This window comes from Sphingomonas sp., from assembly GCF_030145815.1.
Classification (GTDB): Bacteria; Pseudomonadota; Alphaproteobacteria; order Sphingomonadales; family Sphingomonadaceae; genus Sphingomonas.
In genome coordinates this window covers 146048-160173 of record NZ_JAIXHL010000012.1, presented here as the reverse complement: position 1 = coordinate 160173, position 14126 = coordinate 146048, and the positions used below count along the sequence as shown (strand labels likewise).

At 64.8% G+C, this 14126-nt stretch carries 18 protein-coding genes and 1 pseudogene; all 19 read left to right on the top strand.

Annotated elements, in window-relative coordinates:
• The first annotated feature begins 176 nt into the window (after window positions 1-176).
• Window positions 177-992 (top strand): inositol monophosphatase family protein, encoded by an 816-nt coding sequence (locus KYX69_RS12700; protein WP_300497881.1) that lies wholly within the window; start codon window positions 177-179, stop codon window positions 990-992.
• Between the two features lie 26 nt (window positions 993-1018).
• The gene (locus tag KYX69_RS12695) at window positions 1019-1876 is read left to right on the top strand and encodes a hypothetical protein (RefSeq protein ID WP_300497878.1); all 858 of its coding nucleotides are present in this window, start codon (window positions 1019-1021) and stop codon (window positions 1874-1876) included.
• A 159-nt stretch (window positions 1877-2035) separates the two neighbouring features.
• On the top strand, window positions 2036-3139 hold the full coding sequence (locus KYX69_RS12690) for a putative 2OG-Fe(II) oxygenase (RefSeq protein ID WP_300497876.1): 1104 nt from the start codon (window positions 2036-2038) through the stop codon (window positions 3137-3139).
• A gap of 117 nt (window positions 3140-3256) precedes the next feature.
• Complete coding sequence (ndhC, locus tag KYX69_RS12685) at window positions 3257-3631, top strand: NADH-quinone oxidoreductase subunit A (RefSeq protein WP_066663173.1); 375 nt, start codon at window positions 3257-3259, stop codon at window positions 3629-3631.
• Window positions 3632-3636: 5 nt separating this feature from the next.
• A complete protein-coding gene (locus tag KYX69_RS12680; RefSeq protein WP_300497921.1) occupies window positions 3637-4200 on the top strand; it encodes an NADH-quinone oxidoreductase subunit B family protein in 564 nt (187 codons plus the stop codon).
• Window positions 4197-5114: an NADH-quinone oxidoreductase subunit C gene (locus tag KYX69_RS12675; protein WP_300497873.1), complete on the top strand. Its 918-nt coding sequence runs from the start codon at window positions 4197-4199 to the stop codon at window positions 5112-5114. Before KYX69_RS12680 ends, KYX69_RS12675 begins: the two co-directional genes overlap by 4 nt.
• Window positions 5115-5231: 117 nt before the next feature.
• Window positions 5232-6467, top strand: coding sequence for an NADH-quinone oxidoreductase subunit D (locus KYX69_RS12670; protein ID WP_300497871.1), 1236 nt, complete (start codon window positions 5232-5234; stop codon window positions 6465-6467).
• Window positions 6464-6727, top strand: coding sequence for a hypothetical protein (locus KYX69_RS12665; RefSeq protein WP_300497868.1), 264 nt, complete (start codon window positions 6464-6466; stop codon window positions 6725-6727). The genes KYX69_RS12670 and KYX69_RS12665 overlap by 4 nt, the downstream gene beginning before the upstream one ends.
• Window positions 6720-7088: a nuclear transport factor 2 family protein gene (locus KYX69_RS12660; RefSeq protein ID WP_300497865.1), complete on the top strand. Its 369-nt coding sequence runs from the start codon at window positions 6720-6722 to the stop codon at window positions 7086-7088. Before KYX69_RS12665 ends, KYX69_RS12660 begins: the two co-directional genes overlap by 8 nt.
• Window positions 7085-7375, top strand: coding sequence for a hypothetical protein (locus tag KYX69_RS12655; RefSeq protein ID WP_300497862.1), 291 nt, complete (start codon window positions 7085-7087; stop codon window positions 7373-7375). Before KYX69_RS12660 ends, KYX69_RS12655 begins: the two co-directional genes overlap by 4 nt.
• A complete protein-coding gene (locus tag KYX69_RS12650; RefSeq protein ID WP_300497859.1) occupies window positions 7368-8036 on the top strand; it encodes an NAD(P)H-dependent oxidoreductase subunit E in 669 nt (222 codons plus the stop codon). The genes KYX69_RS12655 and KYX69_RS12650 overlap by 8 nt, the downstream gene beginning before the upstream one ends.
• Entirely contained in the window at window positions 8036-8218 is a 183-nt protein-coding gene (locus KYX69_RS12645) for a hypothetical protein (protein WP_300497856.1), read from the top strand. Before KYX69_RS12650 ends, KYX69_RS12645 begins: the two co-directional genes overlap by 1 nt.
• Window positions 8215-8385, top strand: coding sequence for a hypothetical protein (locus tag KYX69_RS12640; protein WP_300497853.1), 171 nt, complete (start codon window positions 8215-8217; stop codon window positions 8383-8385). Before KYX69_RS12645 ends, KYX69_RS12640 begins: the two co-directional genes overlap by 4 nt.
• A 111-nt stretch (window positions 8386-8496) precedes the next feature.
• Entirely contained in the window at window positions 8497-9801 is a 1305-nt protein-coding gene (nuoF, locus tag KYX69_RS12635; RefSeq protein WP_300497852.1) for an NADH-quinone oxidoreductase subunit NuoF, read from the top strand.
• The gene (locus KYX69_RS12630) at window positions 9798-10628 is read left to right on the top strand and encodes a hypothetical protein (RefSeq protein WP_300497851.1); all 831 of its coding nucleotides are present in this window, start codon (window positions 9798-9800) and stop codon (window positions 10626-10628) included. The genes nuoF and KYX69_RS12630 overlap by 4 nt, the downstream gene beginning before the upstream one ends.
• Entirely contained in the window at window positions 10625-10750 is a 126-nt protein-coding gene (locus KYX69_RS12625; protein ID WP_300497849.1) for a hypothetical protein, read from the top strand. The genes KYX69_RS12630 and KYX69_RS12625 overlap by 4 nt, the downstream gene beginning before the upstream one ends.
• Entirely contained in the window at window positions 10750-12756 is a 2007-nt protein-coding gene (gene nuoG / locus KYX69_RS12620; protein ID WP_300497847.1) for an NADH-quinone oxidoreductase subunit NuoG, read from the top strand. The genes KYX69_RS12625 and nuoG overlap by 1 nt, the downstream gene beginning before the upstream one ends.
• A complete protein-coding gene (locus KYX69_RS12615) occupies window positions 12753-13019 on the top strand; it encodes a hypothetical protein (protein WP_300497844.1) in 267 nt (88 codons plus the stop codon). The genes nuoG and KYX69_RS12615 overlap by 4 nt, the downstream gene beginning before the upstream one ends.
• A pseudogene (nuoH, locus tag KYX69_RS12610) lies at window positions 13016-14044 on the top strand (NADH-quinone oxidoreductase subunit NuoH); the annotation flags it as partial. The gene KYX69_RS12615 and the pseudogene nuoH, both read left to right, overlap by 4 nt.
• Between the last annotated feature and the right edge of the window lie 82 nt (window positions 14045-14126).

Here is a 14126-nt window from a genome sequence, read left to right as displayed (position 1 = left end):
AACACACTACTCTCTTGGGGGCGGCCCTCGCTTTTTTTTTATACTCCACATATAACTATCCCCCTCCCCCCTGGGGGTTTTTGGGGGGGTGGGGGGGCCCTGCATTCCAGGGCTGTCTCCCTTCATTCCCCTCTCCCAACCCTCTCCCCTGAAGGGGAGAGGGCTATAGGTGCTTTATGGTTTCCCATTCCGGCCTCATCACCGTCATCGAGCGTGCCGCGCGCAAGGCGGGGCCGCGGTTGCGGCGCGACTTCAACGAAGTCCAGCAGCTGCAGGTCAGCCGCAAGGGGCCGGCGGATTTCGTGTCGATGGCCGACAAGCGCGCCGAAGACACGCTGATCGAGGAACTGCGCAAGGCGCGGCCCGACTGGGGCTTTCTGGTCGAGGAGCGCGGGCAGATCGCGGGCGATCCCGACAAGCCGCGCTGGATCATCGATCCGCTCGACGGCACCACCAACTTCCTCCACGGCATCCCGCACTTCTGCATGTCGATCGCGGTTGAGGATCCCTTCGGCAGCCAGGGCAAGCCCGAGATCACGCACGGCTATGTCTATCAGCCGATCACCGATGAAAGCTTCTGGGCCGAAAAGGGCCGGGGCGCCTGGGTTCAGGACCAGCGGCTGCGCGTCTCGTCGCGCCGCGACCTCGCCGACACGCTGATTGCCACCGGCATCCCGTTCCTGGGTCACGGCAATTTTGCCGAATGGAGCCGCATTTTCGGCGCAGTCGCGCCCGAAGTCGCCGGCATCCGCCGCTTCGGATCGGCCGCGCTCGACCTCGCCTGGGTCGCCGCCGGTCGCTATGACGGCTTTTGGGAGAGCGGCCTCAAACCGTGGGATACGGCGGCGGGCATCCTGCTGGTCAAGGAAGCGGGCGGGTTCGTCACCGATTTCCGCGGCACCGACAATGCCCATGCCAAGGGCGAAATCCTGGCCGCCAACGACGCGATCCACTCCAAGCTGCACAAGCTGCTCGCCTCGTCGCTGCGGTGATCCGGGCGGGGGCATTGCTGTTGGCGTTGAGCGCAGCGACCGACGCCCCCACGACGATCTATTCCGCGCCGCCCCAGCACCGGTTGGTCGAGGGGGTCGCGACTGACGGCCAGACCATCTGGCTGTCGAGCGTGCTCGATCGTACCATCCTGATCCGCCGCGCGGGTGCCGATGCCAGCATGGCGATGCCGGCGGGTACGCTGCACCCGATGGGGCTGGCCTGGGACGCGCGGCGCAACTGGCTGTGGATCGCGACCGATTGCCCCGATCTTCCCGACGTCGCGAAATGCGAGTCCGGCGCGCTGGTCGCGGTGGACCGCAAGGGGCGGCTCACGGCGAAAGTCTCGCCCGGACCTGGCTTCCATCCCGGCGATGTTTCGGCCGCGAATGGCGAGGTATTCGTGTCGGATGGCCTGAACGGCGCGGTGTATCGGCTGCGCGGCGGCAAGCTTGACCCGCTGATCGCCCCCGGCGTGGCCCGTTCGGCGCAGGGGACGGCGTTGACCGCTGACGGCCGGCACCTGGTGGTCGCCGATTATGGCCGGGGGATTGCCACCGTCGACCTCAAGACCAAGGCGCGCACGCTGTTGCCCATGGCGGGGGACAAGCCTTTGCGCGGGCTCGACGGCCTGGTCCGCGTCGGCGAGGAGTATTACGCGATTCACAATGGCAGCAGCCCGGGATCGCTGGTCCGGTTTCGCATCAACGGGGCGCAGATCGATGTCGCGGTGGTGCAGCGCGGTGCGCCGCTGGCGGACCCGACTCAGCTCGTCCGCGACGGCAACCGATTGCTCATCGTCGCCGATGCCGGCTGGCCGGGCGCGAGCAAGCCGGACCAGCCGCCGCGCGGCGCTGACACGCTGGTGGCATTTCCGTTTCCCTGACCCACGCGCTGATGCCTTCGTGCATGGCCGACCGCGCGCTGTACGTGCTTGTGAGCTTCCGCATCCGCGCATAAGCCATTGCACGAACAATGAGGGCGGCATGTGATCGAGTGGCGAGATCGTCGGGAACGCCGTGTTCCCCATGCGCTTCAGCTCGAATTGGCTGAGGCTGCCCTCGCGCGGCAACCCGGATCGCCGCAGCTCCTCGCCCGGATCGGCGTGCTGCAGGAGCGATTGCGCCGGCCCCGCAAGGCGCGCGCTGCGCTCGAAGCCAGTCTCGCGGCCGACCCGGACGGGTTCGAGCCCTGGGCCGAGCTGGCCAAGGTGCGCGCGCGACTGGGCGATGTGGCGGCGGCCATCACCGCGTGCCGCACCGGCCTTGATCGATCTCCCCGCGCCAATCTTGCCCGGATCTGGGGCAATCTGCTCACCATCCAGGATCAACCCGAGGCCGCGATCGCCGCCTATCGCCGGGCGCTCGACCTGCCCGGATTCGATCTGGGCGCGATGGAGCGGCTGTTCGCATTGCGCGTCGAGCGTCCTGCCGATCGCTGGCTGGCCGATTGGCAGGATTTACCGCCCGCCTATCGCGACACCGCAATCGGCCGCGCGTGGCGCGCCGCCGCGCTGAGCGCTGCGGGTCAACGTGACGCTGCTCTGGCGGTGATGAACCCGCATGCGCAGCCGCTGCGCATCCCGTTTGAGCCGCCAGCGGAGTTCGGTGGGATCGAATCGTTCAACCAGATGCTGGCGGCGGAGATCGTCGCCGATCCCCCCGCCAGCCCTCATAGCGCCGAGTTCCACCTCAACACCACGCCACGCGCGGCGGGAAAACCTGCCTGGAACGCATTGCTCGCCTTTTTTCGCGCCGAGCTGGAGCGCGCCGCCGAAGATCCCGCGCGGTTCGGTCTGGAGGGCGAGCGGTCACCGACGGCGGCGACGCTCGACAGCATTTCCACCGTCCTCCTCGCCGACGCGTCCAATCGCCAGCACGTCCATCAGGCCGGGTATCTGACCGCAATCTACCACGTTGCCGTCCCCGACAGTGTCCGAGCAGGCGCGGGTCGTGCCGGGGCGCTCGAACTGGGTGGATGCGACCAGATTTTGCCCGGTTTCGAGCCGTGCTGGGATCGGGTCTGGCTGAAGCCGCGCGCAGGCTGGCTGACGCTGATCCCCTCGCACATGTTTCACGATGTCATCCCGACGGGAACGCGCGAGCCGCGCATCTCTGCCGCTGCGGATTTGACGCCCGTTCGCGGTTGAGCGCGGCGCGGGACTAGGTCCGCATATTGCGAGTGATTCTCACCGGTTTCCGCCCTTGATGCCCCCCTGCCATCGGCCTAAAGCGACCCGAAGATTCCGCAACCGCGAGGGGCCGTCTTGGTCGACCTAATCGAATATCTGCCGATCCTGCTGTTCCTGGGTGTGGCGCTGGTGCTGTCGAGCGCCTTTGTCTTCCTGCCCATGATCGCGGCCCGCTTCACCGGAGCGCATCAGCCGACGCCGGAAAAGCTCACCGAATATGAATGCGGTTTCCCCGCGTTCGAGGATTCGCGCAGCCAGTTCGACGTGCGCTTCTACCTCGTCGCGATCCTCTTCATCATCTTCGATCTGGAAGCGGCGTTCCTGTTCCCCTGGGCGGTCACGGTGTTCGACCTGGGCTGGGCCGCGTGGATCAGCATGATGATCTTCATCGCCGAACTCGCGCTGGGCCTTGCCTATGCGTGGAAGGTCGGCGCGCTGGATTGGGAATGAGCCAGATGAATACGACCTCTCCGATCCTCAATGCCCAGGGTCAGCCGATGGCTGGTGGCGCGGTGGTGCAGCCCGATCAGTCGTTCTTCAACGACCTGAATGGCGAGCTCAATGACAAGGGCTTCCTCGTCACCTCGACCGAGGAGCTGTTCCAATGGGCGCGCACCGGTTCGCTGTGGTGGATGACGTTCGGCCTTGCCTGCTGCGCGGTCGAGATGATCCACGTCAACATGCCGCGCTACGACATGGAGCGGTTCGGCGCCGCCCCGCGCGCGTCCCCGCGTCAGTCGGACGTGATGATCGTCGCCGGCACCTTGTGCAACAAGATGGCCCCGGCGCTGCGCCGCGTCTACGACCAGATGTCGGAGCCGAAATACGTCATCTCGATGGGCAGCTGCGCCAATGGCGGCGGCTATTACCATTATAGCTACAGCGTCGTGCGCGGGTGCGACAGGATCGTGCCGGTCGACATCTATGTCCCCGGCTGTCCCCCGACTGCCGAGGCGCTGCTCTATGGCGTGATGCAGCTTCAGCGGAAGATCCGCCGCATCGGCACGGTGACGCGATGAAGGCCCCGGCTCCCAAATATGCCGCCAATGATGGCGTGATCGCGGCGGCGCAGGCTGCGCTGGGCGATATGCTGATCGAGGCGACCGACCTGGTCGGTGAGGTCAATCTGACTGTCGATCGCGCGCGGCTGGTCGAGGCGATGATCGCGCTGCGTGACGGCGCGGGCCTGCAGTATCAGGCGCTGATGGAGATCGCCGGGGTGGATTACCCCGAGCGCGCCGAGCGGTTCGATGTCTGCTACATGCTGCTCAGCTACACCCGCAACCACCGCATCCGCGTCCGCGTGACGACGGACGAGGTGCAGCCGGTGCCGTCGGTGACGTCGATCTGGCCGGTCGCCGGCTGGCTCGAGCGTGAAGTGTACGACATGTACGGCGTGCTGTTCGAGGGCAACTCGGACCTCCGCCGCATTCTGACCGATTATGGTTTCCGCGGGCATCCGCAGCGCAAGGACTTCCCGCTCTCCGGGTTCGTCGAGCTGCGTTATTCCGAAGCCGACAAGCGCGTGGTCTATGAGCCGGTGCAGCTGGCGCAGGACTTCCGCAATTTCGATTTCATGAGCCCGTGGGAAGGCGCGCAATATGTGCTGCCGGGCGACGAGAAATACGTCGCGCCGCCGCCGCCCCCCGCGCCTCCGGCCCCGCCGCCTGCGGCCAAGGTCGAGGACAAGCCCGCCGCTGCCCCCGAGGCAAAGGGCGCGCCGACCCCGGCGACCGCCGATCAGGTCAAGCAGGCCGATGACTCGGTGAAGCCGGTCAAGGCACGCGTGCGCAAGCCCAAGACCAGCGACGGTCCCGAGGATACCGGCATCGGCAAGGCCTCGCCCCATGCGGGTGCGGCTCCGGCCGAGTCCGACGTTGTGAAAAAGCCCCGCAAGCCCGCCAAGCCGCGTGCGAAGAAGGGGGAGGAATGATGCGCTTTACTTCCCCGCTCGCCCTGAGCTTGTCGAAGGGCCGTTCTTTCTTTTGCGCCGTCCGAAGTGAAGGACGGGGCTTCGACAAGCTCAGCCTGAACGGGTTGGGAGGTATCGATGTCTGACTATCTCGACGAAATCGCCGGTCGCACCGACGCCGCTGATCCCAGCGTGGGCGATACCGCGATCGCCAATTACACGATCAACTTCGGACCGCAGCACCCGGCGGCGCACGGCGTGTTGCGCCTCGTCACCGAGCTGGACGGCGAGATCATCGAGCGGATAGACCCGCATGTGGGCCTCCTGCATCGCGGCACCGAAAAGCTGATCGAGTACAAGACCTATACCCAGGCGCTCCCCTACATGGACCGCCTCGACTATTGCTCGCCGCTGGCGATGGAGCACAGCTTCGTGCTCGCGGTTGAAAAGCTGCTCGACCTCGAAGTGCCGGTGCGCGCGCAATATCTGCGCGTGTTCTTCGCCGAGCTGACCCGCATCTGCAACCACATGCTCAACCTCGGCGCGCACGTCATGGACGTCGGCGCGATGACGCCGAACCTGTGGATGTTCGAGCTGCGCGAGGATTGCCTCAACTTCTTTGAGCGCATGTCCGGCGCGCGCATGCACCACAATTATCTGCGTCCGGGCGGCGTGCATCAGGACGTGCCGCTCAAGCTGCTGACCGATATCGGCGACTGGCTCGATACCCGCCTGCCGCAGCTGTTCGGCGACGCGATCAGCCTGGTCGCGGAAAACCGCATCTTCAAGCAGCGCAATGTCGACATCGCGATCGTCAACCGCGACGATGCGGTGAAATGGGGCTTTTCCGGCCCGATGATCCGCGCCGCCGGCATCCCGTGGGACCTGCGCAAGTCGCAGCCCTATGACGTCTATGACCGCATGGATTTCGAAATCCCGGTCGGCACGCGCGGCGACTGCTATGACCGCTTCATGGTCCGCGTCGAGGAAGTGTACCAGTCCGCGCGCATCATGAAACAGTGCCTCAATGAGATGCCGTCCGGGCCGATCGCGTCGCTCGACCGCAAGGTAGTGCCGCCCAAGCGCGCCGAGATGAAGCAGTCGATGGAAGCGCTGATCCACCACTTCAAGCTGTATACCGAGGGCTTCCACGTCCCCGCGGGCGAAGTGTACGTCGCGACCGAAAGCCCCAAGGGCGAGTTCGGCATCTACATGGTCAGCGACGGGTCGAACAAACCCTATCGCTGCAAGATCCGCCCGACCGCGTTCAGCCATTTGCAGGCGATGGACTTCATGTCGCGCGGGCACATGCTGGCCGACATCACCGCGATTCTGGGCGCGATGGATATCGTGTTCGGGGAGTGTGACCGGTGAGTATCGGAAGCCAGTATCCTTCTGACGAATCCGTTCCCACAAAGGCGTGGGAACATGTCCTCCTGGGAGCGACGCTCGTTATGGCTGTGCTGGCGATTGTTGGTGCGGTCACAACCGGTCAGCTGCTTATGATCGGAGTGGCCCTTCCTTACATCGCAGTTTTCCTCGGTGCGCTATTTGCGCATCGTGCCCGCAGAATGAAGCGCAGCCAAGCGCGCGAGGAATTTCTGTCGAGTCTTAAGGCGTTAGATCATGGCTGACGCAACCACGCTCCAAGGCGCCCCCGTGAGCACCCGCATCGCGACCGCGCACGAAATGATCGCGCACTACAACGCGCAGGATGCCGACGCCTATGTCGCGCTGATGACCGACGATGCCTGTGAAGCGGGCTATCGCGGCGCGGTGCTGCGTGAGGGCAAGGAAGGCGTCCGCGCAGGCCTCAAGGCGATGTTCGCCCAGTTCCCGCACAACCGTGCCGACATCCTCGCCAGCTATGAGCTGGGTGAGACGGTGCTGCTCCACGAAACGGTCTCGCGCGCGCCCGATGGCGAGCAGTTCGAGGTCATGTCCATCTACACCTTCAGCGGTGACAAGGTGAGCCGCGTGGAGTTTATCCGATGAGCACCGTTTTCGGTCTCTTCTTTGTCGCCGCGCAAGGTGGAGCAATCTTCCTGACAGCCAAGGTTCTTTCCGAGTTCTTCGGCGGTGCGGGACTTGTTGCCAAGATTTGCTGGATGGCTGCGTCATATGCGGCATGGGTGTTATTCACATTCGCCCTGTTCGGTGTGCTTGGCGCGGACGTTTTTCTGATCCCGGCGGTGGGAGCTGTGACAGCGGCGATCTCATCGGCAATCTATCTTATCGCGTGGGTGCTGCTTGCACCGCGCAAGGCTGGTTTGAATGGCTGACGCAAACGCAATCGAAGACACGCCGGAACTCCGCGCACGTTGGGGCAATTTCGCCTGGACGGCGGAGAATGCCGCCAAAGCCGCGACCATCCGGGCGCGCTATCCCGAGGGGCGGCAGATGAGCTGCACCATTCCCTATCTCGACCTCGCGCAACGTCAGGTCGGGGCGGAGACGGATACGCAGGGGTGGCTGCCGATCCCGGTGATCGAGTTCGTCGCGCGCGAGCTCGACCTGGCGGTGATCCGCGTGCTGGAGGTCGCGACCTTCTACACCATGTTCAACCTGCACCCGGTCGGCAAATATCACGTGCAGGTGTGTGGCACGACGCCGTGCTGGCTGCGCGGGTCTGACGAAGTGTTCGCCGCGTGCAAGAACCGCGGCATGGCCAAGGGCAAGACTACGCCCGACGGCCTGTTCACGCTGACCGAGGTCGAGTGCATGGGCAATTGCGCGTCGGCGCCGATGGTCCAGATCAACGACGATAATTTCGAGGATCTGGATTACGACCGCACCGTCGCGATCCTCGACGCGCTGGCGCAGGGCAAGAGCCCCAAGGCGGGGACGCAGGAGCCCGGCCGCCACACCGTCGAACCGCTGGGCGGCCCGACCACGCTGACCGCGATGGTGAGCGAGAACCATGATTACCGGGGGGAATGGTAATGCCTGAACCCGTCCGCAAAAGCGTGCCGGTCATCGGCATCATCTTCCTCCTGCTCGCGATCATGAAGTTCTTGCAGGGGGAAAGCTGGGTCGTGTGGTTCATCCTCGCGATCGCTTTCGGCGCGCTGCGCCTCATTCCGTCCAGCCAGACCACCGCCCCCGATCCGGAGCATAAGGCATGAACAAGAACACGATCGTCACGATCCTCGCCATCATCGGCGGCATCGTCGTGCTTGGCTGGGCGCTCAAACTCGCGGTCAAATTGTTCGTGCCGCTGCTGCTGATCGGCATCGGCGTCGCCGTCTATCTGGCGGTCAAGGATAACAAGCGTATCGGAGGGCCAAAGTGAGCGCCATCTTCGTCGCCCCGGCGGAGGCCGGGGCCGCCCTGTTGAACGCGATGCGCCAGCCTATGGCGGCCCCGGCCTGCGCCGGGGCGACGGTGTGTTTCGGAGTCCGTCATGCTCGCTGACAAGGATCGCATTTTTACCAACCTCTACGGCTATCAGCCGTGGACCCTCGACGCTGCGATCAAGCGCGGCGCGTGGGACAATACCAAGAAGCTGCTCGAACTCGGCCCCGACACGATCATCGAAAAGATCAAGGCGTCGGGCCTGCGCGGGCGCGGCGGGGCGGGCTTCCCGACCGGCATGAAATGGTCGTTCATGCCCAAGAACCCGACGCCGGAGCGACCGAGCTTCCTGGTCATCAATGCCGATGAATCCGAACCGGGGTCGTGCAAGGACCGCGAGATCATCCGCCACGACCCGCATCTGCTGCTCGAAGGCGCGCTGGTCGCGGGCTTCGCGATGCGTGCGCGCGCGGCCTATATCTACATTCGCGGCGAATATATCCGTGAGGCCGAGACGCTGTTCAAGGCGATCGAGGAAGCGTACGCCAAGGGCCTGCTGGGCAAGAATGCCTGCGGTTCGGGCTATGATTTCGATGTCTTCTGCCATCGCGGCGCGGGCGCCTATATCTGCGGCGAAGAGACCGCGATGATCGAAAGCCTGGAGGGCAAGAAGGGCCAGCCGCGCCTCAAGCCGCCCTTCCCGGCGGGTGCGGGCCTCTATGGCTGCCCGACCACGGTCAACAATGTGGAATCGATCGCGGTTGCCCCGACTATCCTGCGCCGCTCGCCCGAATGGTTCGCCAGCTTCGGCCGTGAGAACAACAAGGGCACCAAGCTGTTCCAGATCAGCGGGCACGTCGAAAAGCCGTGCGTGGTCGAGGAAAGCATGTCGATCCCGTTCCGCGAGCTGATCGAAAAGCATTGCGGCGGCATCCGTGGCGGCTGGGACAATCTGCTCGCAGTGATCCCCGGCGGTTCGTCGGTGCCGCTGGTGCCGGCGGCGGAGATCATGGACGCGCCGATGGATTTCGACGGCCTGCGCGCGCTCGGTTCCGGCCTTGGCACCGCTGCTGTGATCGTGATGGACAAGTCCACCGACATCGTCGCCGCGATCAGCCGCATTTCCTACTTCTACAAGCATGAAAGCTGCGGCCAGTGCACCCCGTGCCGCGAAGGCACCGGCTGGATGTGGCGTGTGATGGAGCGGATGCGCACCGGCGATGCTGACATCAGCGAAATCGACACGCTGTTCAACGTCACCAAGCAGGTCGAAGGCCACACCATCTGCGCGCTCGGCGATGCGGCGGCGTGGCCGATCCAGGGCTTGATCAAGCATTTCCGGCCCGAAATGGAGCGCCGGATCATCGAAAAGCAGGGCGGGGGACTCTCGCCAATGCAAGAGGCGGCGGAGTGAAAGCCGCCGCCACCCTTCTTTCGATCGCGCTAGCATGCGTCGCGCCTGCGGGCCCGGCGCTTGCCGCTGACGACCTCGCGTCGGCGGCTGCATTGCGTGTTACGTCGATGGATGAAGGTGTGGCGACCTGCCTCGCAAAGTGGCGGTCACGTCAACTGATCTACCGTGTCGCCGCTGGTGCGGATGAGTCTCTTTTGATCAGCGAGGGCTTGGATTCTCAGCTGCATCAATGCCACTCTCCGTCGTTCGCTTTCGCCGTGATGGGGCGCACGACTGGCAACCAAGTGGTCCTGGCCCGAGCCACGTTCGTCAAGGCTTTGCTGGCGGGCATGCAGCAGCGCACGCCGCCTTCCTCGGCCCGGATCGAGTTCAGCGGTGCCTTTGCCGCCGCCAACGACGGTAAGGCGCTTTACTTCGCTCCCGGGATGGTCCGCGAAGCATTTGCCGTGGCTTATGTGCTGGTAAATCCGCGGGTGTATGAGGCGGTCGATTATCGCGCAGCGCCTCAATTGCCGGTGGAACCGCTGCCGAAAGCGTCGGCGGCGGTTGCCAGTCCGGGGGACCGCATAGTGCGAGAGGATGTGGTGCGCTCTATTCTTTTCGCGCGCATGGGTGAATGCGTGCTTCGACTGGATGCTAGCGGCGCGCATCGGCTGGTCCGGGACGGCGGCGATCCGAAGCTTCGACCGGCGGCGATCAACGGGCTGATGGGTGCGCTTGAGGCATGTGTCCCCGAAGATACGGAGTTGAAGGTTGATGTTGGCCGGCTGCGTGGCGCTATTGCCGTGGCGATGATCCGAATTGCAGGGCCGGGAGCTGCGAAGTGACAGGACCGATGCATATCGAGCGGATGACTTGGGCCGACCGGCGCTTCGCTGGCGCCACCCTGACCGTCTGTGCCAAGAGAATGAAGGATGCCCGGCCTGTCCGGGTCGAGGATAGCGAGTAATGCCTAAACTCACCGTAGACGGGATCGAAGTCGAAGTCCCCGCCGGCGCCACCGTGCTCCAGGCGTGCGAGGCTGCGGGCAAGGAAATCCCGCGTTTCTGCTATCATGAGCGCCTCAGCATCGCCGGCAATTGCCGCATGTGCCTGGTCGAGGTGAAGCCGGGGCCGCCCAAGCCGCAGGCGTCGTGCGCGCTGCCCGCAGCCGACAATCAGGACGTCCGCACCGACAGCGCGATGGTCAAGGCCGCGCGCGAAGGCGTGATGGAGTTCCTGCTGATCAACCACCCGCTCGATTGCCCGATCTGCGATCAGGGCGGCGAGTGCGACCTGCAGGACCAGTCGGTCGCCTATGGTCGCGGCCATTCGCGCTACACCGAAAACAAGCGCGCGGTGACCGAGAAGTATATGGGTCCCATCGTCAAGACGGTGATGACCCGCTGCATCCAGTGCACCCGCTGCGTCCGCTTTGCCGAAGAGGTAGCGGGGGTCGAGGAAATCGGCGCGATCTATCGCGGCGAGAATATGCAGATCACCAGCTATCTGGAACAGGCGGTGACGTCCGAACTGTCGGGCAATGTCGTCGACCTGTGCCCGGTCGGTGCGCTGACGTCGAAGCCCTATGCGTTCGAAGCGCGCCCGTGGGAGCTGCGCAAGACGCTGGCGATCGACGTGATGGACGCGGTCGGCACCAATATCCGCATCGACAGCCGCGGGCGCGGCGTGCTGCGCGTGCTGCCGCGCATCAACGAAGATGTGAACGAGGAATGGGCGCACGACAAGACGCGCCACCATGTCGACGGCCTCAGCTTCCGCCGCCTCGACAAGCCCTATGTCCGCAAGGACGGCAAGCTGGTCGAAGCGACCTGGGACGAGGCGTTCGCCGCCATCGCCGTCGCGGCGAAGGGCGCGGGGGACAAGGTCGCCGCGATCCATGGCGACCTTTTGGACTGCGAGACGATCTTTGCCGCGAAGAAGCTGGTCCAGTCGTTCGGCTCGACCATGCTCGAAGGGCGTCAGACCGGCATGGCGTATGACACGTCGTCGCTGGCGGCGGTGAATTTCAACACCACCATCGCGGGCGTCGAGACGGCGGACGTGATCCTGCTGGTCGGCACCAATCTGCGCTGGGAAGCGCCGCTGGTGAACACCCGCGTGCGCAAGGCGATCAAGCGCGGCGCGAAGGTGTTCGCGATCGGGCCGGAAACCGACCTGACCTACAAGACGACGTGGCTGGGCAACGACCTTGGCCTGCTCGGCAAGCTGCCGCAGGCGGCGGCGGATGCGTTCAAGGATGCCAAGCGCCCGATGGTGATCGTCGGCGGCGCGGCGCTCAAGAACGGGCATGGCGCGGCGCTGGCGCTCGCCAAGCAGCTCGATCTGGTGCGTGAGGGCTGGAACGGCTTCAACGTGCTGCACATGGCGGCGAGCCGCATGGGCGGCCTGATGCTGGGCTTCGCATCGAAGGGCGGCATCGCCGACATCGTCGCGGCACAGCCGAAGCTGACCTTCTTCCTCGGCGCGGACGAGGTCGATTTCTCGGCCTTCGCCAACAGCTTCAACGTCTATATCGGCCATCATGGCGACAAGGGCGCGCATGCGGCGGACGTGATCCTGCCGGGCGCGAGCTATGCCGAAAAGCATGGCACCTATGTCAATCTGGAGGGCCGGGTCCAGCGCAGTGAGAAGGCGGTTTCGGCCCCCGGCGACGCGCGTGAGGACTGGACAATCCTGCGCGCGCTGTCCGAAGTGATGGGCAAGACGCTGCCGTTCGACAGCTTTGGCGAGCTGCGCGCGGCGATGGCCGCCGAAGTGTCGGCGCTGGGCAGCGAAGGGCTCGCCAGCTTCGACTGGAACCCGCCCGCGCTCGACGCCAAGGGGGAGGGGGAGGTCGCGTACCCGATCGCCGACTTCTACCTGACCAACGCCATCTGCCGCGCATCGCCGACGATGCAGCGCTGCTCGGCCGAACTGATCCACGGCCAGGATTTCGCGGAGGCGGCGGAATGAGCCCCTACCTCTGGTCGATGCGCTCTGCATCGGTAATCTTGTTCGTCGTCGCGCTGATCGCATTCGTGGCGACGTTGGCCGCTGCCTTGCCGCTGTTCGGTGCAGCAGGTGAGATGGGAACCTATCCTGAAATGAAGCCGCTCTCGCTGTTGGTGGGGTTCGGCAACGCATGCCTCGCAATGGCATGGCCATTGTTCGGCGCTGCGCTGCTCTGGCGGATTGACCAGTGGCGCGGAGTGAAATCGCAGGGGGCTGCAGAGTGACCGCTTTCTTCCAATCCCTCGGCATGTCCTTCGAATGGGCGTGGTTCGTCGCGACCATCGCGGGTATCCTGCTGATCGCGCTGCCGCTGATGCTGGCGGTCGCGATGATCATCTATGCCGATCGCAAGATCTGGGCGGCGATGGCGCTGCGGCGTGGCCCGAACGTCGTCGGCCCGCTCGGCCTGCTCCAGTCGTTCGCGGACGGCCTGAAGGTCTTCCTTCAGGAAACCATCATCCCGTCGAGCGCGAACAAGGGGCTGTTCCTGCTCGCGCCGATCATCACCTTCACCGTCGCGCTGATCGTATGGGCGGTAATCCCGTTCCAGGCGGGCGTGGTGCTGGCGAACATCAATGTCGGCCTGCTCTACATCCTCGCGGCGTCGTCGTTGGGCGTGTATGGCGTGATCCTCGCCGGCTGGGCGTCGAACTCCAAATACCCCTTCTACTCGGCGATCCGCGCTGCGGCGCAGATGGTCAGCTATGAAGTGTCGATCGGTTTCGTGCTGATCGCGGTGGTGCTGTGGGCGGGGACGTTCAACCTGTCGGGCATCGTCAATGCGCAGCAGGGGCATGTGCTGGGCATCTTCAACGGCTTCGGGTTCAACCCGCTGCTGTTCCCGATGGCGGTGGTGTTCCTGATCTCGGCGCTGGCCGAGACCGCACGCGCGCCGTTCGACTTGACCGAGGCGGAGAGCGAGCTGGTCGCGGGCTATCAGACCGAATATTCGTCGATGGCGTTCGCGCTCTACTGGCTGGGCGAATATGCCAACGTCATCCTGATGTGCACGCTCAACGCGGTGCTGTTCTGGGGTGGCTATCTGCCCCCGATCGACTGGGCGCCGCTCTATGCGGTGCCGGGCATCATCTGGCTGTTCATCAAGATCCTCGTCTTCTTCTTCATCTTCTCGTGGATCAAGGCGACCGTCCCGCGCTACCGCTATGACCAGCTGATGCGCCTGGGCTGGAAGATCTTCCTCCCGCTGGCGCTGTTCTTCGTGTTCGCGGTGTCGGGCTGGCTGATGATCCAGCGGGTGGGCTTTTCCTCTCAGCGAGTTGATCAGCAGGTAGCCGTGGTAGCCTCGCGCTATGATCACGCCTGTGAGCCGG